Origin of the sequence: Spiroplasma endosymbiont of Nomada rufipes (assembly GCF_964277355.1) — a bacterium.
Classification (GTDB): Bacteria; Bacillota_I; Bacilli_A; order Mycoplasmatales; family VBWQ01; genus Spiroplasma_E.
In genome coordinates this window covers 258,506-279,661 of record NZ_OZ195517.1, presented here as the reverse complement: position 1 = coordinate 279,661, position 21,156 = coordinate 258,506, and the positions used below count along the sequence as shown (strand labels likewise).

Sequence of the window (21,156 nt, the reverse complement as noted above, 5' to 3'; positions counted from 1 at the left end):
AAATGAAATGATAAGGAGCGTTTTTGTGAAATCTTTATTAAAATTACTGGGCACACTTGCTTTAGCAACAACACCAGTTGTAACAGTTGTTGCTTGTGGTAGTGAAAATAATCAAATGACTCCAAAGGATATTCTTAATTTTGCTGCCTCTTTTATTACTGATAGTAGTGTGCAAATTAAGGCTGATCTTAATTTATCAGATGATACCAATATAGGAGAAATGAAAGGTAAAATTTTTAGCGAATTAGATACTTCTGTGCAAACAGCTATTGGTAACTTTTTCTCTAGTAAACTTAAAGAAAGTACCAATGAACATCCAACAAATTGATATCACCCTGATGCACATGTCAAAATTATGGACTATGTTCCAAAAAAAGATAATGATAATGATGAAAAAGACAAACCTAAGTTTGTTTTACCAACTGGTAGTGAATTAGTCAATGGTCATTTATGAGTAAAAGCGGAAATCTCTTATTTAAATTTACCATCAGTTACTAAAGATATTAAAATTACAATTAATAATGATACAAGTCATACTAGTGATCAAAAAAAATCTGATGCAATTAGAGACTTTATTAAAGAAGAAATTATTAAAGGTAATCTAAATATTAATGTTGAAAATTTACCAATAACTGGAGAAATTAAAGGAGCAGAAAAAGAAGAAATTGCTAGAACTCAGTTATCATATATTAAACAAAATTTAAATGTTGCCATTAAAGATAAAGTTCAATATTCTGGTTTAAGTTTAAGTTTTGAATTTTCAGGTGATTTTTCATATGTTCCTAAATCAACTTTATTTAAAATGACAGATCCAACGGTGACCAATAATGATGATAAATCAATTGTATTTAATGGTAATGTTAGTAATATTACTATTGATTTCTTAGTTGGTAATGATGGTAATTCTACTTTTAATACTGGTGATATTGAAAGTACTACTGCTATTAAGATTAACCAAACTTTTGTTGATGCAACAACACAAATTTCAAAAATATTTTCTGACTGAACAGTTGATACAGTAAAGGAATTACCAAAAGCTTCAGATAAGTATTCAGATTATGACAAAGATGGAAAAATAAAAGAACAAGTTATAACAAATGGTTATTTTGCTAATATTAATAAAATTTATAGTATTCTTGTTCCTAAATGAAATAATGTAATAACTATTACTAATCCTGAAAGTAGATTTAATCTTAATGCTAATGAAAAAAATGGTTATTTTAATTTAAACTTTAAATTAGAATATGATCTAAGTAAATTCTTTCCAGATATAAAGACAACTTCAAAATTTGAAATATCTGCTGAAAATATTCATATTACGTTACGTGAAGTTAAATAATAATATTTAAAAATATAATAAATTTTAAAACTTATTTTAATCATTAAAAAATTAAAAATAAGTTTTTTTTATTTATTAAAGATTAATCAAGTACTATTAAATTAAGTTATAATTAATATTAATAAGTATAAAATGATATTGAGGGAACGAGAATAATGTTACAACCAGTAATTACAATTGAATCTTTTCAAGGACCAATGGATTTGCTTTTGCATTTAATTAAAGAAAAAAATATTGATATTTTAGATTTAAATCTAAATGATGTTACTAACCAATATGTTCATTTTATTAATGAAGAATTAATTAAAAACATTGATTTAGTAAGTGAATATTTACCGATTGCTGCTTATTTATTAGAATTGCAATCAAAACAATTATTACCAAAACAAGAACTAGTAGTAGATAGTGCTTATGAAAATGAAGTTAATCGTCAAAAATTAATTGCTCGTTTATTAGAATATAAAAAATTTAAAGAAATAAGTAATTATTTTAAAGAACAGGCTGTATATAGAACCCAATTATTAACAAAAGCACCTAGTAATTTAAAAACATATTTAGTTGATGAAATTACACCAATTTTGGTAAAAAATAATGTTAATAAACTAACACAAGCAATGTTAAACTTATTTAATAGACTACAAAATGAAAATAAATTACCAGTTAATTTAGCATTAAACTTAATTTCAGCTGAAGATCGAAATAAAGAAATTAAACAGTTACTGAAAAAAAATCCCAAGCAACATTTTACTTTAGAACAATTATTTTTTACTAAAACATTAACTTTACATTATTTTATTATTACTTTTATTGCAATTTTAGATCTTGCAAATCATCAAATGTTACATATTATACAAAATAATACTTTTACTGAAATTACAGTAATTTATCGAGGTGAGAAAAATGAATAATAGCAATTGAAAAAAAAACGAAAGATTAGCAGTTTTACAAGGTTTATTATTTATTGCTGGCAATGAAGGTCTTGATTTATTAACACTTGCTGAATATTTAGAATTAACAAAAAAACCAAAAACTGTTGAAAATTTAATTGCATCTTTACAAATGAAATTAAATGATGATGATACCAGTGGTTTAAGTTTAATTAAAGTTGGTAATATTTATAAATTAACAACAAAACCTATTCATTATAATCGCTATCAATTATTAAAACAACAACCTTTAATACGTTTATCACAAGCAGCTTTAGAAACACTAGCTATTATTGCTTATAATCATCCAGTTACTAAACCACAAATTGAAGATATTCGTGGTGTAAATTGTGATTCTATTATTTTTAAACTAAAAAGTTTAAATTTAATTACCGAGATTGGTCGTAGTGAATTACCGGGAAAACCAATTTTATATGATTTAACTGATGAATTTATGGATCATTTTAATATCGAATCTTTAACTCAATTGCCAACTTTGCCTCAATTTAATAACCAAAATGATGAACAAGAAATCTACAACTTTACTAATTAATAATGATTTAGAACGCTTGCAAAAAGTTATTGCTAATTCTGGAGTATGTTCACGACGAAAAGCAGAATTACTAATTATTAATGGGCAAGTAACAGTTAATGGGCAAATTATTACAACGTTAGGTTTTAAAGTTACAAGTAGTGATGTTATTAAAGTTAATAATCAAATTATTAAGCAATCTAATCATATTTATTTAGCATTTTATAAACCACCTAATTGTTTAACAACAGTAAGTGATCCTAAAAATCGACCAACGGTAATGAATTATTTTACTAATATTAATAGTAGAATTTACCCAGTCGGTCGTTTAGATTTTGATACTTCAGGTTTGTTGTTAATGACTAATGATGGTGAATTTACTAATGCTATTATTCATCCTCGTTATAAAATAGATAAGGTATATGAAGTATTGGCAAGTGGTATTTTGTCATCAAATGCTATTAAAAAACTACAAGACGGTATTATTTTATCAACTTCATTTACAACTTCTCCTGCTATTGTTAAAATAATTTATAAAAATATAAAAAAAGAAAATACTTTACTACATCTCACTATTCATGAAGGACAAAATCAACAAGTTAAACGTATGATTAAAGCAGTAGGAAGTAGAGTAATTACTTTAAAGCGTTTACAAGTTGCTAATATTACTTTAAAAGATTTAGCAATGGGTGAATATCGTTATTTGACAGAAGAAGAAGTAACAACATTGATGAAATTGAGTCAAAAGAGTTAAAATAAAAGAATAATTTATTTTTTAGCTGAATTATACTTGTAAGTGCAAGTAAATAAAATTGCAAAAAATTCTCATATAAAAATTTCATAATGCTAAATTTAGTTTAGAAAAAAGTAAGGAGTTTTTATATGAGTTATAAACATCTTGGCATAGATGAAAGGATTTATATTGAGAATCAATTGAAATTTAAATTTAAAATTAGTGAAATAGCTAAAAATCTTAATCGAAGTATTAGTACTATTATTCGAGAAATTAATAGAAATAAAGATAATAATCATTATTTTTCATTAATTGCACAAAATAAAGCTGAAAATCGCAAACAATCACATATTAGTTTTCATAAGTTTAAAAATAAGAATTTAGTAAAATATGTACAACAAAAATTACTATTAGGTTGATCACCTGAACAAATTTATGGCAGAATTAAAAATTTTCATAAAGAGTGAGTTATTAGTTTTAAAACAATTTATAATTGAATTTATTTTGGAATGCTTGATAAAGTTACTAGTAAAAATTTAAGAAGAAAAGGTAAAAAACGAAAATCTAAAGAAAATCGTGGCAAGTTTAATGGTAAATCAATTAAAGAACGAGATATAAATGTTAATGATCGTATAACACTTGGTCATTGAGAAGGAGATACTATAGTATCATCACGAGGTAAAAGCAAATCATGTTTAATAACTTTAGTTGAAAGAGTATCACGATTTACTTTAGCAATATTAGTTAAAAACAGAACTACTAAAGTTATTAATAAAAATGTCAGTTATTATTTATCAATTCTTCCTAAAAACATTGTTAAAACTATTACTTTTGATCGTGGCAAAGAATTTTCAAATTGACAACAACTTGAAAAAAATTTAGATGTAAAAATTTATTTTGCCAATCCATATTCACCTTGACAAAGAGGTACTAATGAAAATACTAATGGTTTAATTAGAGAAAAATTTCCTAAAAAATTTATTTTTTCAAAAACTAATAAAAATGAAGTTCATAAATTTATATTGTCTTTAAATCAAAGACCGAGAAAAATATTAAATTATCTTTCACCAATCGAATATTTGGATAGAAAAATAATTTAGTTGCACTTACCTTTACAATTTAGCTTTAAATATAACAACTTTTTATATTTTCTGGGTTTGTCTTTATATCAAAAACCTTATTTATTTCAATAATATTATCAGCAAAATCTTTTGCTGTTTTTATTTCGTCTTGTAATTTTTTATTTGTAATAATATCATTTTTAAAATTTTTCAGTATTTCAATAAGATTATTTAAGTTTTGAAATTTATTTATTTCTTTAGCAATAGCGTATTTTTGTTTTTCACAGATTTTAATACCGATATCTATTCAATCTTGTAATTTTTTTATTTTTCATTTTTGATTTGAAGTTATTAATGGTGGATTTTGATAATTGTTAATTGCATGATACATGCTTGTGTTAAAAACCATTATTTTTAATCCATTATTACTTAATTCTTGGTGAAAATATTTATTTAAGTTACCTTTATTATTTAAAAGATAATTAATAGCATTATGTGTTCCGCGATCTCAATTTCTTATAATTTTTTGAAAAAAAACTCAACTTTGTATTATTGGATTTATAGGTCTTTGACTTTGAAGAATAAAATATTTAACACTTCTGAAACGAATACTTTCTGATGTAGTTAGAATTACTCCTATTAATGAGCATTTAATTTGATTTTAATTTAAGTTAGAATTTGTTAACAATAAAAAATCATTATGTATTGTTTGTCAAGAATAATTATTATGTGCCTGGAGTCCATTACTTGCTACATAACTTCCTACAAAAGGTAAAGATTGGCAAAAAATATTTTTTATATTATGATTTATTAATGTGCTGTCTTCAAAATAATAATAAGTTGTTTCAAAAGTAAATCCTTGTAGGTATAAACTTTTTGAACAAAAAAATAATTTTAACGTTTTTTGTTCAATATTTACAGTAATTGAAAAGTAATCATATTGTGCTTTTTGATTTATATAATAAAAATCTGAGTTAGCATTTGAACCATATGTATTTGGCATTTTTAATAAAATAGTTTCTATATATAGTTCTTTAATAATATGATTTAATTTTTTAAAAAATATTATAGGATTATCATTTAAAACTTCTAAAATTGTTATTGTATGAAAAATACTTGAGTTGATTATTTCTTCTTCATCAAATTTTTCTTTTTTTTTCAATCTTTTTTTTCAAAATTTGATTTTTTTGGCATATTTAATTTTCCTTTCAAAATAAAAACCCATTTACTTTTTATGAAAGTAAATGGATTAAAAACTAATATTTAGTTATATACAGTATAGAAAATAAAAAAAATTTGTCAACTTTAGAATCTTTTATATTATTTCAAAATAGGTCAAATTTCAAAAAAAGTAATAATAAAAACTTTAATAGTGTTAAAAGCATTTTTTATGTTTTTTAGATAATCATTTATTATTATTTATAGTTTATTTTAAAAATTAAAATAAATGAATTTTTTTGAAAGGAAAAAAAATGAAAGAAGAACATTTAAAAGAGATAAATGAAAAAATATTAGATGCTGAATTATACTTGCACTTACAAGTATAATTCAGCTAATAAAAAAGGTATTGTTAATCAAGGTGAAAAATGAAATATTGGTTGTTTTACTGAAACAAATATTTGACATGTTTTAAAAGAAATGATTGTTAATAGAACATATAGTATTTTTATTTATATAAAAATGGTTATTTTTAAATGTAATCAAATAAATTTAAAAACATAATTTTACTTATTTTAAAATAAAAAATTAAAAAAACTTATTAAATTAAAAGTTAATAAGAATTTTTGTTATATATTTATGTTAATTAAATTATTAAAATGTTTTTATAATTTATAAAATTGAGTATTTTAATTGTAATATTTTTAAATTAGTAGTAAGATAAATTTACAATTTCATAAAAATCCAAATTATTTCTTGTCTAAATTTATAATAAGACTACAACGATTTAATTTATTCCGGATTTTTGACAAACGCCAACAATTTTTTTTGTAAAGAAAAACTTAGAAAATGATAATAAAATATCAAATTTTGTTATTAAAAAAATTAATAAAGATGTACAAAATATTTCGATTTCAACTCCTTCATTAAAAGTACATACATTAAAAATGTAAAATATATAACAAGCTATTTTTTAATAAAATCATTTAAAAATCTAGAATTTAATTTTTTTTAAATTATGATATAATCACTTTAAAATAATTATTAATTTTTTACAATATTTAAATGAGGTATATATATGAAAAAACCATTATCATTTATGGGTGCATTATTATTATCAAGTGCAGTCACTGCTAGTACAACGGCATGTAATAATCTAACTATATTCAAAAAAGATTTAAAAAAAGATTTAACACAAACAGATTTAAAAATTGTACCAGAGGAACATCGAGGAACAATACCTACAGATTATGAATTAAAATCACAACTATTTATTTTAAATCATGAACTTCATACTGATAATATTAAAATTATTAATAAAACCACTAATTATGCTTTTGTTGTTGGTGATGGTATTTTTTATAATCAAGATAAAATTAAAATTACTTATCAAATCCAAACTATTGATATTAGAACAATAATTGTTGATGGAGCATCCATTGGTAATTTTAGTACTAGTGGTCAAAAAACTACTGTGGAAGCTGTTTACAGTCGTATTCAAGAAAAATATTCTAATTTAGAAATGGATCGCCTTAAAATTGACGTTATTTCTAATAAAGAAGCAACTATTACAGGTATTACGGGTGATGATATTATTCCTCTTTATACTGGTAAGGTAACAGTTACATTTAGTACTAATGATAGTGTTGATTTAAGTACTATTATTAATAAAAAAGATTTAACGGTTAAGACTAGTGGTCATGATATACCATCAAATAATGATGTAATGAGAGCATTACGTGTTACTTACCAAGAAAAGTTAGATACTTATTTTATTGCAATAGAAATTACTTCTACTAATAGTGCCACTATTACTAGTACAAATCAAAAAAAATATACTGGTAAAGTAATACTAAGTTTAAATCTTGATATTAGAATTGCTCTTAAAGACGTTATTAATAAGGGATTAGATAAAATTGCTATTATAGGAAAAGTAATAACTTTAGAAGATGTTAATAGTGCATTGAAAAAACAATATTCAAGCTTAAATATGAATGCTATTCAAGTAACGTTGCAAAATAATAGTGTTACTATTAAATCTATTAATCAATATGTATACACTGGTCCTAATGTAGTAATTGATAATTTACTTATTGATTTCAATAGTGTTTTAAATAATAAATTACCAACTTTTAATATTCCTGGACAAAACAAACCAAGTAAAGGACAATTAATTTCAGCACTTAAAACCGCTAACTATAATCTTGATGTAAGCAAAATTATAGTTGATAAAATTACTGATAATAGTGCAGTTATTAATGGTGATGGTAAATTTTATAGCAATGATAGTATTGTTGTTACTTATGATTGTGATAAAACAGAACTTTTAAGTGATGTTTTTAAAAATTTAAATTTAGGAACAATTAAAACTAATGGATTATCAAAACCAAATATTGAAGAAATTAAAACTGCGATTAGTAAAAGTAATCCAAATGTAAAGTTAGATGCAATTAAATTTAGTGAAGATGATATTACTAATCAACAAGTAACTATTAGTGGTGATGAAACTATTTATAAAGGGAAGATAGTTGCTGATTTTACTATTGATAGTAGTATTATTAATAATGATCAACTAAATTATAATTATAGTGAAACTAATAGTGTTGGTTCATTAAAAAGTACTTGAACCAGCCCCGATATTACTCTATTATCTAATTGAACAAATTATGCACCAGATTGAGATAGTTTTTCTAATAAGTTTAGTAAATTAAGTTTTGGTGATAATTCGTATTTTAGTCTTTATTGTAATACTTATACTGATCAAAAATTAAAAGGTTCGCAATTAAGTATTAATACTAATGATATTAATAATGATAGAAACAAAAATATATTTGAGCTTAGTTATTATTATGATGGTGGATTTTGAGGAGCCTTTCTTGAATTACATGGTTATATTCATATTTGACATGATGAAGAAAATGTTTATGTAAGCATTAATTGAAGCATTGATATAGTTAAATGTTTCCGTGATCGAGTATGGAATATTAACTTGCAAGGTGTAACCTTTAGTTAGAATTTAACAGATTATATTTATATAGTTTTACTGTTAATCATATAATTTTGAAATATTAATTTTTATTAAAAAGATAAATGAGAGATAATACTCTCATTTTTAATATCTTTTTATATAAATTAAGTAAATAACTAAAAAAGGATATACAAAGTAAGTTTAAAAATTAAAATTAAAAATTATTAATTTATAATTATTATAAACTTAATATAGTTTTTATTTTAAAATAAATGAGTTTAGATTGAAAGGAAAAAAATGATGAATAGAGGGTAAGAAATAAATATATTAAATGTAGAGATAAGTTTAATTGAACAAAAAATGGCTATTATTAAAAGTAATTTAGAAACTTGTATCAAAAATATAAGTGATAATCAAAGACAAGTATCTAATTATTTAGAACAACTTAAAAGAGAAGAATTAGAACATAAAAATTTATTGTCTTAACCATGTTTAGAAAAAAGTATAATGATAGTAATAAATCCAATACAAGTTATAGTAAATTAACATAATTGAAGTAATTATATAAGTTTTATATTTAATTTATTTAATAAAAAGTTATCATTTCTGATAACTTTTTTATATGTTTATTTATATTATTGAAAATTTCATTTAAGTAATCTTGTTGAAAGTTGGTTTTAAAAATTTTGAAAGTGTTGAAAATCAAATTTAATTTATTCTGTAGGAGCTATTCCACAATCAATTCTATGGATACTTACATTACCAAAATGGATTTCTAAAAAAACTTTTGAATTTGGAAAATTTCCTGTTACTGGTGTTCAAGTGTTACTATCACTAAAAAATTGTGTAGAAATTTTTGTATTTAGTATTTTAACTAGTTCATCAAATTGCTTTTGTTTATCATTAGTTTTAAATTAAAATTTAAAACTAGTAATCGGATTACCTTGTCTAAAACCTTCTTCTGTTGTTAATTTTAAAGTACTTTTATTAAATATAATATTAGTAATAATTATATTATTAATACCTAATTGATTATTTTTGCTTGTATTGATAGTATAAGATGTAATAAGTTTATCAATTTTGTCATCTTTGTTTACAATATCAATTTGACAATTACCGTCACTAACTTGAAAGTCATTTTCATTATTTTCTGTAATTTTACCTGGATTACTATTTCTAACTTTTGCAATTAAATTACTAATTTCATTAACATCATAACTTGAATAATCCTGATTTTCATTACCAGATGTATATCCTAATTCTTGTAAAATGCTGCAGCATGCTCATTTCTTGCTTTATATTTTTTTGAAGTAGAACCTGTAATTAATAATTTATTTTTAAAGAGATTATCGGGTGTAATTAATGAATCATCGGCAATAATTAAATATTTTTCGTTATTACTATCATAACTTAATTTTTGTTGGATTAAACTTATTGAGTTATCTGAATTATATCATCCTAATAATTTTGCATATCTAGAATTTAAATCAGGCACTTTTATTGAATCATATTCACAAGCAATAATTGAGCTTGTGCTAATAGAAGTTAAAGTAATTGCACTCATCATTTTTAATGTTATTTTTATACTTCTCATATTTGTACCCCCATAAATAGTATTAATTACTTTTAATGATTTATAACTATCATTTAGAGTAATATTCTAGTATAAATTATATATTAATTTTATAAATTGAGTTTTATGAGTAAAAGTAGTTTAGTAAATAACACCGATAATATATCATATATTATTGAACAAAAGCATAAGCAATAAAGTAACCAATGAACATTAGATCAAGAATATAAGTGCTGAATTATACTTGTAAGTGCAAGTAAATAAAATCGCAAAAAATTATCATATAAAAATTTCATAATGCTAAATTTAGTTTAGAAAAAAGTAAGGAGTTTTTATATGAGTTATAAACATCTTGACATAGATGAAAGGATTTATATTGAGAATCAATTGAAATTTAAATTTAAAATTAGTGAAATAGCTAAAAATCTTAATCGAAGTATTAGTACTATTATTCGAGAAATTAATAGAAATAAAGATAATAATCATTATTTTTCATTAATTGCACAAAATAAAGCTGAAAATCGAAAACAATCACATATTAGTTTTCATAAGTTTAAAAATAAGAATTTAGTAAAATATGTACAACAAAAATTACTATTAGGTTGATCACCTGAACAAATTTATGGCAGAATTAAAAATTTTCATAAACAATGAGTTATTAGTTTTAAAACAATTTATACTTGAATTTATTTTGGAATGCTTGATAAAGTTACTAGTAAAAATTTAAGAAGAAAAGGTAAAAAACGAAAATCTAAAGAAAATCGTGGCAAGTTTAATGGTAAATCAATTAAAGAACGAGATATAAATGTTAATGATCGTATAACACTTGGTCATTGAGAAGGAGATACTATAGTATCATCAAGAGGCAAAAGCAAATCATGTTTAATAACTTTAGTTGAAAGAGTATCACGATTTACTTTAGCAATATTAGTTAAAAACAGAACTACTAAAGTTATTAATAAAAATGTCAGTTATTATTTATCAATTCTTCCTAAAAACATTGTTAAAACTATTACTTTTGATCGTGGCAAAGAATTTTCAAATTGACAACAACTTGAAAAAAATTTAGATGTAAAAATTTATTTTGCCAATCCATATTCACCTTGACAAAGAGGTACTAATGAAAATAATAATGGTTTAATTAGAGAAAAATTTCCTAAAAAATTTATTTTTTCAAAAACTAATAAAAATGAAGTTCATAAATTTATATTGTCTTTAAATCAAAGACCGAGAAAAATATTAAATTATCTTTCACCAATCGAATATTTGGATAGAAAAATAATTTAGTTGCACTTACCTTTACAATTTAGCATTTTTTGAATTATGGAAATTTGTTGTAAAAAAGACAAAATTTGATAACATATAATTATTATTGAGTTTATATCACCCATTACTTTAAATTAAAGTAAATGGTTTTTTGTTTAAAAAAAGGAGAAAAAAGAATGGCTGATAAAACAAATTTGCAAACATTTCATCAAATCATTAAACAACAAAGAATAAATGATATTTTAAATAAGTCAGAAATTGCTATAAAAGCAAGACATGGGGGCTTAACAATAAGATTTGAAAAAAATAAAAAAAATATAAATAATACTGAATTTACTAGTTCTTTTAATTCAAGTCAAATATCACAAACTAAAATAATTGAAAATGGATCACAAAAGTATAGATATAATTCTGTAACAATTTTAGATCTTGATAAACAAATAGCAAAGAAAATAATAATTGAAGAAGCAAGAGCACACAGAATATTAAATTTACAAAAAGAAAATAATGATGAAACTTTAAAAATTGAATTTGAATTAAAAAAAGCAAAGGAAAATTTAGAAAAAATTAAAAATGCAATAGTTAGTGGTCAATTATTTGGTAAAAAAACGTTAAAGAAAAGAAAAAGAGAATTAGCCAAATATGAACATGAAATTAAAGAAAAAACAACTAGGTTAAGGAAATTAAAACAAAGAAAAGAACAATTAAATGAATATCAAAAGATAAATAGCAATATCCAAAATGAATTAAAAAATGATATTAAACAATTTTTAAATAATGATGAAAAGAACAAAACCAAAATATTAACAAAAAATAGAAAAAAAATAAAAAAACTAAAAATTAAACTTAATAAAATTAACATTCTACAAAAAGAATTAAAATATGAAAATAAAATATTAAAATTAGAAAACGAAATTAAACAAGAAAAAATTGAAAATGGTAAAAAAGTTAAACAAATATATGAAGAAATTTTGACAATAAATAATAATTGTTATTATATAACAACTTTTATACATAATAATCAATCAATTTCAGAAAAAATAATGTTTTTTCACAACTTTGATAATGATAATATACAAATATTAACGCAAACAAAACAATATAAAAATTTAAGTCAATACCAAAATGATCTTTTATTAATAAATAATAATAATAATTTTGATAGAATACCAATCAAAGAGTTTATAAAAGAACAAACAGAATGTAAAGAAAAACCATCTATAGCGGAATTCACAATTTGGGGTGTTATTTCAGTACTTTCTGTTGGTGTTCCAATATTGATTTCTTGTTTACCCTTTGTAAGGAGGGAAATTGCAACAGAATTAAAAGACAAACTTATAGTTGGTTTAATTTCAATTACGCTTGGCTTATTTATTAAAACTGCTGCAACAACAGTTTCAACTGCAATAAAAAAAGTTGATTCATGAATTTATAATAAAATGTTTAAAAATCAAGAAAAAATTGAAAAAGATAAAAAAGAATTTAAAACAATAATTAGAGACTTGACAAGTGATAAAGTAGAAACTCAATTAGAAAGACAATTTAATATTTTAAAACAAGAATTAGATAATAGGAAAAAGCAAAAAATAAATAAACTATTAAGTAATAAAATAACATGAGAAAATCCAGATAAAGCAAAATCAACAGTTACTAATCCTGTTGCTAAAAATTTTGATTTAAGTGTTATAGTTAATTCTTCTGATATACAACCCCCAATTAGTCCAGTAACAAAACAACGAAGTTATTCAATATAAAATATTGTTTTAAAAATAATTTTAATAGTTTTGTTAAAAAGAGTAAAATTATATATTTTTTATATTTACATTTATAAAAAATATATAATTTTACTGAGTATTTAAAGGGTAGAAAAAATATTCAAAAAATAATAAAGGAAGTAAAAAAATATGCCATGAGAACCATATGAAAAATGAAGTACAAAAGATAAAGATTCACTTGCAAAAAAATTAGATGAAGTAAATAATAGTTTTGGAAAAGAAAAAGAAAGAGAAAGACGAGGAAAAGTTGCTGCTACATTCGAAGAAAGTAATAAAAATAAGAACATAATAAATGATAAACCTTTAGTAAACATAGATAATAATGCTACTACTAAAGTTGCAAAATGTATTATTTTATAAATAATTAAAAACTACTTAATTAATTAAGTAGTTTTTAATTTAGTTTCATGATAAAAGAAAAAAGAAATTTTATATTTTAGAAATTAAAGATGATAGTTAAAACTTGTTAATTTGAGTTTTACCTTATGTTATAATCAAATTAGAGGTGGACTATGGAATGCTACTTTACTAACCATAAAACTAATAATATTTTAATATTAGATGAAGAAGATAGTAAACATCTAATTAAAGTATTACGTCATAAAATTAATGATGAAATAGTTATTATTCATCAAGAACAAAAATATTTAACAAAAATTATTGAAATTACATCAGTTATTAAATGCGAAATTATAAAAACAGTGCCAAATAGTAATTCAGAATTAAGATGTAAAATCACATTAGTAATATCGTTATTAAAAGAACAAAAATTTGATTTAGTCATTCAAAAAGCAGTAGAATTGGGAGTTTATCAAATTGTGCCATTGCAGTTAAAACGATGTGTTAGTATTTTAACGAGAACAAAAGCAGAACAGAAAGTTTTACGTTGACAAAATATTGCAAAAGCTGCTGCCAAACAATCAAATCGCAATTTAATTCCGATTGTTACACCCGTTGTTTTTGATTTAAAAAAATTAGAACGATATCGGTCTCATCTTAATTTGGTTGCATATGAAAATTCATCAGAAACTAGTTGGATTAGTCAAATAAATAATAAATTATCATCAATAACAATTATAGTTGGACCCGAAGGAGGAATCACTAAAGAAGAAATTGCAACTTTAACACAACTTAATTTTAGTAATATTAGTTTAGGAAAATTAATTTTACGTGCCGAAACTGCACCTTTATTTTTAATGTCAATCATTAATTATGAAACAAGTTTAAAAAGTTAAAGGAGTACAAGATGATTAGAATTGGTATTATTGGAACTGGAAAAATTGTTCAAAGATTTATAAAGCAAGCGTTAACTAATAAAAAAGTTAAAATAACTTGTATATATTCAAGAAGTTTAGATAAAGCAGAAACATGAGCAAAAAAATATAATATTGCCCATAGTACTGATGATTTAAATAAAATGATAGAACATATTGACGCTATTTATATTGCTTCACCAAATGGTTTGCATTACGAACAAAGTAAATTATTTTTAAATAATAATATTCATGTTTTAGTAGAAAAAACTATTACTTTTACAGTTGAAGAAGTTAAAGACCTAATTTCTTTAGCAAGAAGTAAAAAAATAATTTTATTAGAAGCTTATGTTACTGTTCATTTACCTATTTTTTCTAAATTAAAAAAATTAGTTCATGAAATAAATCCAGAAGTAGTTAACCTTAATTTTCATCGTATTTCTTCAAGAATGCCATCAGTTGAAAAAAGAATATATGATTCTGTTTTTGATAAAGATTTTGGTAAAGGTGCAACTTATGATAGTTTAGTATATCCATTACAATTAGTATTGTGTTTATTAGGTAAAGTAAAAACAGTTAAAGCGATGGCAATTAAATTACCTAATGGTGTTAATTTAAGTAATCATGTTATTTTGAAGCATGAAAATGGAACTATTACTACTATTACTTGTAGTAAAGGAGTAACATCTTATGCACAAAGTGAATTTATAGGTCATAATAGTAGTCTTGTTTTATCACAAGTTCATCCATTAAGTGGAATTAAGGTTTATACTAAAAACGGAATAAAAGAAATCGCAGATAATACTAATGAAGAAAGTTTAATGACATATTAATTAAATGATTTTGTAAAAATGATTAAAAATAAAGATTATTTAAGTCGAGATTATTGATTAAATCATAGTTTAATGAATCTTGAAGTTATTGAAGCAATTATTAAAAGTGAAAATGAATTAGGAGTTGAAGTTTATGAAAAGTAATATTAATTTAAATGAATATATTGATCATACATTATTAAAACCAGAAGCAACATTATCAATGATTGATACATTATGTAAAGAAGCTAAAACTTATTATTTTAAAGCAGTTTGTATTAATCCATTTTATGTTAATCGTGCTGTTACTTTATTAAAAAATAGTAATGTTAAAGTATGTACAGTGGTTGGTTTTCCATTGGGTGCCAATAATAAACAAACTAAAGTAGCAGAAACAATTAATGCGATTAAAGATGGTGCTCAAGAAATTGATGTTGTTATTAATATTGGTGCATTAAAGGATAATGATCAAAAACTTGTATTGCAAGATCTACAAGCAGTTCGTAATGCATGTCCACAAAATATTATTTTAAAAGTAATAATTGAGTGTAGTTTATTAACAACAGAACAAAAAATTATTGCTTGTCAGTTAGTAACTAAAGTAAAAGCAGATTTTATTAAAACTTCAACTGGTTTTGCTAATGGTGGTGCAACGGTTGCTGATATTAAATTAATGAAAGCAAATATTGGTCCTCATGTTGCAATTAAAGCTTCTGGTGGTATTAAAAATCAAGATGATGCAATGGCGATGATTAATGCTGGTGCTACTAGAATTGGTACTAGTAATGGTGTTGCTATTATTTCAGGACAAGAAACTAAGGGTGGTTATTAATTAATGTAAATCAACAATTATATATTAAATATAAAAGAAAGAACAAAATATCTAAAATAGAAAATGAGAAAACAATAATCATTAACTTCATTTATTTATTATCTTTAAATAATTAAAATCAATTTATGAAAACTAATAATTTTGATAAAAATTGATATTTAAGGATTGTTTTTAAAGAAGTTTTTTCTTTAATAGACAAAATTATTTTTGAAAAATGCTTATATTATTTTTTAAAATGATTGATTTTGATAGGAAAATTATTGAAAATAATACTGTTTAAAAATATTTAACATTGAATTTACTAAGCAAAGATAATTAATCATCAATTACAAAAAGTAATCAGAAATAAAAAAGTCTTTCTTAATGATATGGCAGTTTTTCAAAATATTTTACTTAATAATTAAAATATAACAAAAATTGAACAATTCATTTCAATTTTGAATAGGAATTGTTCAATTTATAATAAATTTAAAGATAGAATTAATCTGAATTAGTACTTTGCAAAACAAATATGTACAGGTTTCTAAAAAACCTCTTTCATTCTTTTATTTAGAGATCTTTGCTTTGATAGTGTACTGTAAAATCTCATTTATTTCAATCGCCATCTCTATTTGTTTTGACTACTAAACCTTGTGATCCATCTGTTGGTAATTTTGTTCAAAAATTTCTTATTTCTGGAAAGTTTTTATAAAGAATGTTAAAACCTGTTTCTATATCTGTAAGTCAAATATTTGATTTAGTATTATCAATTCGTGGAAACCTTCTTAGTTCTTCAAAAAGACGATTTTCTGTAGAAACATTTGAAACATAAATATCTATCAAATTTTTAAATGTAAAATAATCAATTCAAATTTTTATATAATTTGCTTTCGTCATCATATACTCTACTTCAAATGCTAAACAATTGGGAATCTCATCTTTTCATTTTGATGAATATTGCTTTTCATTTTGATTGAAAGTATTTTGTTCGTTTTTATTTTGTTGTGACATAATTGTTTTTACTCCTTGTTAATTTTTAATTTATAAAATTTAATTCAGATTTACTTAGATAAAGTTATCTTATTTAAATTAATATTATAATTTAATATATTTTTAAAAAAATCATATAGGGAGATTGTCAAAAATCCGGAATAAATTAAATCGTTGTAGTCTTATTATAAATTTAGACAAGAAATAATTTGGATTTTTATGAAATTGTAAATTTATCTTACTACTAATTTAAAAATATTACAATTAAAATACTCAATTTTATAAATTATAAAAACATTTTAATAATTTAATTAACATAAATATATAACAAAAATTCTTATTAACTTTTAATTTAATAAGAATTTTTAATTTTTTATTTTAAAATAAGTAAAATTATGTTTTTAAATTTATTTGATTACATTTAAAAATAACCATTTTTATATAAATAAAAATACTATATGTTCTATTAACAATCATTTCTTTTAAAACATGTCAAATATTTGTTTCAGTAAAACAACCAATATTTCATTTTGCACCTTGATTAACAATACCTTTTTTATTATTTTTAAAATATTGTTTTTTTTAACTTTTTATGATTATCTAATTCTTTATATAAATAATCAATTAATTGTTCATATTGACCATTATTAATGAAATCTTTGCAATTATTATATTCACTTCAATATTTTCCTTTATTTCCCGCCCATTATACCAAGATATAATGTTCTAATTAAATGGAATTTATCTAAAACAAACTCAGCACCAAGATAATCTGCTACATCTTTAATTCATCCAGCACTATCTCCACAAATAATTATTTTTGCTTGTTCAACATTTTCATAAAATTTTTGACAATGTTCTTTAACAAATTCAGCAGTTTTTTTAACTCCAATTGCTGTTCTTGTTGGTCTAATAATTGCTTTTACTCTTTTATTTTGTACTTTATGATTAATATTATCTGTATATGTTGTTATTAATCTCATAGAGTGTTTTATACCTTTACGTTTAAAATCTCAAAACTTTCGATGTCCATCATCAATTGCTACAAAAATAGGTTGATTTTTTTCTAATTTTACTTTTACTGGATTTGCTTCAATTACTTCTAAATTTTTAAAAACTCTATGAACAGTACTAACACTAATACCTGCTTTTTTACGCTAAATTGTAAAGGTAAGTGCAACTAAATTATTTTTCTATCCAAATATTCGATTGGTGAAAGATAATTTAATATTTTTCTCGGTCTTTGATTTAAAGACAATATAAATTTATGAACTTCATTTTTATTAGTTTTTGAAAAAATAAATTTTTTAGGAAATTTTTCTCTAATTAAACCATTAGTATTTTCATTAGTACCTCTTTGTCAAGGTGAATATGGATTGGCAAAATAAATTTTTACATCTAAATTTTTTTCAAGTTGTTGTCAATTTGAAAATTCTTTGCCAAGATCAAAAGTACTAGTTTTAACAATGTTTTTAGGAAGAATTGATAAATAATAACTGACATTTTTATTAATAACTTTAGTAGTTCTGTTTTTAACTAATATTGCTAAAGTAAATCGTGATACTCTTTCAACTAAAGTTATTAAACATGATTTGCTTTTACCTCGTGATGATACTATAGTATCTCCTTCTCAATGACCAAGTGTTATACGATCATTAACATTTATATCTCGTTCTTTAATTGATTTACCATTAAACTTGCCACGATTTTCTTTAGATTTTCGTTTTTTACCTTTTCTTCTTAAATTTTTACTAGTAACTTTATCAAGCATTCCAAAATAAATTCAAGTATAAATTGTTTTAAAACTAATAACTCACTCTTTATGAAAATTTTTAATTCTGCCATAAATTTGTTCAGGTGATCAACCTAATAGTAATTTTTGTTGTACATATTTTACTAAATTCTTATTTTTAAACTTATGAAAACTAATATGTGATTGTTTTCGATTTTCAGCTTTATTTTGTGCAATTAATGAAAAATAATGATTATTATCTTTATTTCTATTAATTTCTCGAATAATAGTACTAATACTTCGATTAAGATTTTTAGCTATTTCACTAATTTTAAATTTAAATTTCAATTGATTCTCAATATAAATCCTTTCATCTATGCCAAGATGTTTATAACTCATATAAAAACTCCTTACTTTTTTCTAAACTAAATTTAGCATTATGAAATTTTTATATGAGAATTTTTTGCAATTTTATTTACTTGCACTTACAAGTATAATTCAGCGCTAATATAAAAACTCCTTACTTTTTTCTAAACTAAATTTAACATTATGAAATTTTTATATGAGAATTTTTTGCAATTTTATTTACTTGCACTTACAAGTATAATTCAGCTTTTATAACAATAAATAAAATATTTGATTTATTAGTATTTTATTTCCAAAAATTTGAAAAACTTATCAAAAAAAATAGATTTTTCTGATAAATCAATATATAATTTATGAGATACGAAAGTAAGGAGGCAACAGACTATGGCAGTACCAGCAAGAAGAACGTCAAAAATGCGTAAAAATACACGTCGTGCCCATGATAGTTTATCTGCAACAACTACAACTAACTGTTTAAATTGTGGAGCAATTACTAAACCACATCATGCCTGTATGAAATGCAAGGCATACAAAGGTGTAATTATTACTAATCCATTACAAGCAGAAAAAACATCATCAACAGAAAAAAAATAAAATATGAATATATCTTATCTTAGATTATCTTCCTCTTATTTATTTAAAATAATATTTTAAATATTAGAGGTTTTTTTACTTTACAAAATTATTTTATAATAGTTAATAATTTATTAAAATAGACACTATTTATTATTATGAAGTGTAGAGTATGAAAAATAAGGGCTATTATGATTTATTATTAAAGATTAGTGATGATATTACCAATAATTTCCAAACATCACATATTAATGATGAAAAAGAATTAATTAAAGACATTGATCATTATTTAGTTAAACGATAAATTGTAAAGGTAAGTGCAACTAAATTATTTTTCTATCCAAATATTCGATTGGTGAAAGATAATTTAATATTTTTCTCGGTCTTTGGTTTAAAGACAATATAAATTTATGAACTTCATTTTTATTAGTTTTTGAAAAAATAAATTTTTTAGGAAATTTTTCTCTAATTAAACCATTAGTATTTTCATTAGTACCTCTTTGTCAAGGTGAATATGGATTGGCAAAATAAATTTTTACATCTAAATTTTTTTCAAGTTGTTGTCAATTTGAAAATTCTTTGCCACGATCAAAAGTAATAGTTTTAACAATGTTTTTAGGAAGAATTGATAAATAATAACTGACATTTTTATTAATAACTTTAGTAGTTCTGTTTTTAACTAATATTGCTAAAGTAAATCGTGATACTCTTTCAACTAAAGTTATTAAACATGATTTGCTTTTGCCTCTTGATGATACTATAGTATCTCCTTCTCAATGACCAAGTGTTATACGATCATTAACATTTATATCTCGTTCTTTAATTGATTTACCATTAAACTTGCCACGATTTTCTTTAGATTTTCGTTTTTTACCTTTTCTTCTTAAATTTTTACTAGTAACTTTATCAAGCATTCCAAAATAAATTCAAGTATAAATTGTTTTAAAACTAATAACTCATTGTTTATGAAAATTTTTAATTCTGCCATAAATTTGTTCAGGTGATCAACCTAATAGTAATTTTTGTTGTACATATTTTACTAAATTCTTATTTTTAAACTTATGAAAACTAATATGTGATTGTTTTCTATTTTCAGCTTTATTTTGTGCAATTAATGAAAAATAATGATTATTATCTTTATTTCTATTAATTTCTCGAATAATAGTACTAATACTTCGATTAAGATTTTTAGCTATTTCACTAATTTTAAATTTAAATTTAAATTGATTCTCAATATAAATCCTTTCATCTATGCCAAGATGTTTATAACTCATATAAAAACTCCTTA

At 22.4% G+C, this 21,156-nt stretch carries 23 protein-coding genes; 16 read left to right on the top strand and 7 right to left on the bottom strand.

The window, feature by feature from the left end:
- Window positions 1-25: 25 nt before the first annotated feature.
- From ACICQF_RS01515 to ACICQF_RS01495, 5 genes are all read left to right on the top strand, one after another.
- Window positions 26-1,339 carry a hypothetical protein gene (locus tag ACICQF_RS01515; protein ID WP_395473428.1) on the top strand — a complete coding sequence of 438 codons (1,314 nt, stop codon included), beginning with the start codon at window positions 26-28 and terminating at the stop codon, window positions 1,337-1,339.
- A 155-nt stretch (window positions 1,340-1,494) separates the two neighbouring features.
- Window positions 1,495-2,247 (top strand): segregation/condensation protein A, encoded by a 753-nt coding sequence (locus ACICQF_RS01510; RefSeq protein ID WP_395473427.1) that lies wholly within the window; start codon window positions 1,495-1,497, stop codon window positions 2,245-2,247.
- Entirely contained in the window at window positions 2,240-2,818 is a 579-nt protein-coding gene (scpB, locus tag ACICQF_RS01505) for an SMC-Scp complex subunit ScpB (RefSeq protein WP_395473426.1), read from the top strand. The genes ACICQF_RS01510 and scpB overlap by 8 nt, the downstream gene beginning before the upstream one ends.
- On the top strand, window positions 2,814-3,551 hold the full coding sequence (locus ACICQF_RS01500; RefSeq protein ID WP_338959663.1) for a pseudouridine synthase: 738 nt from the start codon (window positions 2,814-2,816) through the stop codon (window positions 3,549-3,551). The genes scpB and ACICQF_RS01500 overlap by 5 nt, the downstream gene beginning before the upstream one ends.
- Before the next feature lie 128 nt (window positions 3,552-3,679).
- A complete protein-coding gene (locus ACICQF_RS01495; protein WP_395473425.1) occupies window positions 3,680-4,630 on the top strand; it encodes an IS30 family transposase in 951 nt (316 codons plus the stop codon).
- A gap of 25 nt (window positions 4,631-4,655) precedes the next feature.
- Here ACICQF_RS01495 and ACICQF_RS01490 read toward each other — a convergent pair whose 3' ends face one another.
- Window positions 4,656-5,000, bottom strand: a complete 345-nt coding sequence (locus tag ACICQF_RS01490; protein WP_395473424.1) for a hypothetical protein — start codon at window positions 4,998-5,000, stop codon at window positions 4,656-4,658.
- Between the two features lie 252 nt (window positions 5,001-5,252).
- Window positions 5,253-5,753 carry a hypothetical protein gene (locus tag ACICQF_RS01485; RefSeq protein ID WP_395473423.1) on the bottom strand — a complete coding sequence of 167 codons (501 nt, stop codon included), beginning with the start codon at window positions 5,751-5,753 and terminating at the stop codon, window positions 5,253-5,255.
- Between the two features lie 1,074 nt (window positions 5,754-6,827).
- Between ACICQF_RS01485 and ACICQF_RS01480 the strand changes: the two genes are divergently transcribed.
- Window positions 6,828-8,762 (top strand): hypothetical protein, encoded by a 1,935-nt coding sequence (locus tag ACICQF_RS01480; protein WP_395473422.1) that lies wholly within the window; start codon window positions 6,828-6,830, stop codon window positions 8,760-8,762.
- 315 nt (window positions 8,763-9,077) lie between these two features.
- The gene (locus ACICQF_RS01475) at window positions 9,078-9,203 is read left to right on the top strand and encodes a hypothetical protein (protein ID WP_338959655.1); all 126 of its coding nucleotides are present in this window, start codon (window positions 9,078-9,080) and stop codon (window positions 9,201-9,203) included.
- Between the two features lie 769 nt (window positions 9,204-9,972).
- Here the strand turns inward: ACICQF_RS01475 and ACICQF_RS01470 are convergent.
- Window positions 9,973-10,311, bottom strand: a complete 339-nt coding sequence (locus ACICQF_RS01470; protein ID WP_395473421.1) for a hypothetical protein — start codon at window positions 10,309-10,311, stop codon at window positions 9,973-9,975.
- A gap of 315 nt (window positions 10,312-10,626) precedes the next feature.
- On the opposite strand from ACICQF_RS01470, the gene ACICQF_RS01465 reads away from it, so the two are divergent.
- The 7 genes from ACICQF_RS01465 to deoC all read left to right on the top strand — a co-directional run bounded on the left by ACICQF_RS01465 (window position 10,627) and on the right by deoC (window position 16,228).
- Window positions 10,627-11,577: an IS30 family transposase gene (locus tag ACICQF_RS01465; protein ID WP_395472950.1), complete on the top strand. Its 951-nt coding sequence runs from the start codon at window positions 10,627-10,629 to the stop codon at window positions 11,575-11,577.
- 155 nt (window positions 11,578-11,732) lie between these two features.
- On the top strand, window positions 11,733-13,310 hold the full coding sequence (locus tag ACICQF_RS01460; protein WP_395473420.1) for a hypothetical protein: 1,578 nt from the start codon (window positions 11,733-11,735) through the stop codon (window positions 13,308-13,310).
- Window positions 13,311-13,460: 150 nt separating this feature from the next.
- Window positions 13,461-13,691 carry a hypothetical protein gene (locus ACICQF_RS01455; protein WP_338959629.1) on the top strand — a complete coding sequence of 77 codons (231 nt, stop codon included), beginning with the start codon at window positions 13,461-13,463 and terminating at the stop codon, window positions 13,689-13,691.
- A 152-nt stretch (window positions 13,692-13,843) separates the two neighbouring features.
- Window positions 13,844-14,566, top strand: a complete 723-nt coding sequence (locus ACICQF_RS01450; protein WP_395473419.1) for an RsmE family RNA methyltransferase — start codon at window positions 13,844-13,846, stop codon at window positions 14,564-14,566.
- Between the two features lie 11 nt (window positions 14,567-14,577).
- The gene (locus tag ACICQF_RS01445) at window positions 14,578-15,417 is read left to right on the top strand and encodes a Gfo/Idh/MocA family protein (protein WP_395473418.1); all 840 of its coding nucleotides are present in this window, start codon (window positions 14,578-14,580) and stop codon (window positions 15,415-15,417) included.
- 18 nt (window positions 15,418-15,435) lie between these two features.
- A complete protein-coding gene (locus ACICQF_RS01440) occupies window positions 15,436-15,561 on the top strand; it encodes a hypothetical protein (RefSeq protein WP_395473417.1) in 126 nt (41 codons plus the stop codon).
- On the top strand, window positions 15,551-16,228 hold the full coding sequence (gene deoC, locus ACICQF_RS01435; RefSeq protein WP_395473416.1) for a deoxyribose-phosphate aldolase: 678 nt from the start codon (window positions 15,551-15,553) through the stop codon (window positions 16,226-16,228). The genes ACICQF_RS01440 and deoC overlap by 11 nt, the downstream gene beginning before the upstream one ends.
- Window positions 16,229-16,777: 549 nt before the next feature.
- Here the strand turns inward: deoC and ACICQF_RS01430 are convergent.
- From ACICQF_RS01430 to ACICQF_RS01420, 3 genes are all read right to left on the bottom strand, one after another.
- A complete protein-coding gene (locus ACICQF_RS01430) occupies window positions 16,778-17,218 on the bottom strand; it encodes a hypothetical protein (protein ID WP_395473415.1) in 441 nt (146 codons plus the stop codon).
- Between the two features lie 671 nt (window positions 17,219-17,889).
- Window positions 17,890-18,180 carry a UPF0236 family transposase-like protein gene (locus tag ACICQF_RS01425; RefSeq protein WP_395473414.1) on the bottom strand — a complete coding sequence of 97 codons (291 nt, stop codon included), beginning with the start codon at window positions 18,178-18,180 and terminating at the stop codon, window positions 17,890-17,892.
- A gap of 197 nt (window positions 18,181-18,377) precedes the next feature.
- The gene (locus ACICQF_RS01420) at window positions 18,378-19,328 is read right to left on the bottom strand and encodes an IS30 family transposase (protein WP_395473413.1); all 951 of its coding nucleotides are present in this window, start codon (window positions 19,326-19,328) and stop codon (window positions 18,378-18,380) included.
- 351 nt (window positions 19,329-19,679) lie between these two features.
- Here ACICQF_RS01420 and rpmF point away from each other — a divergent pair, with 351 nt between their 5' ends.
- Window positions 19,680-19,889: a 50S ribosomal protein L32 gene (gene rpmF / locus ACICQF_RS01415; protein WP_395473412.1), complete on the top strand. Its 210-nt coding sequence runs from the start codon at window positions 19,680-19,682 to the stop codon at window positions 19,887-19,889.
- 151 nt (window positions 19,890-20,040) lie between these two features.
- Window positions 20,041-20,172: a hypothetical protein gene (locus ACICQF_RS01410; RefSeq protein ID WP_395473411.1), complete on the top strand. Its 132-nt coding sequence runs from the start codon at window positions 20,041-20,043 to the stop codon at window positions 20,170-20,172.
- Between the two features lie 19 nt (window positions 20,173-20,191).
- Here ACICQF_RS01410 and ACICQF_RS01405 read toward each other — a convergent pair whose 3' ends face one another.
- Entirely contained in the window at window positions 20,192-21,142 is a 951-nt protein-coding gene (locus tag ACICQF_RS01405; RefSeq protein ID WP_395473410.1) for an IS30 family transposase, read from the bottom strand.
- Window positions 21,143-21,156 lie beyond the last annotated feature (14 nt).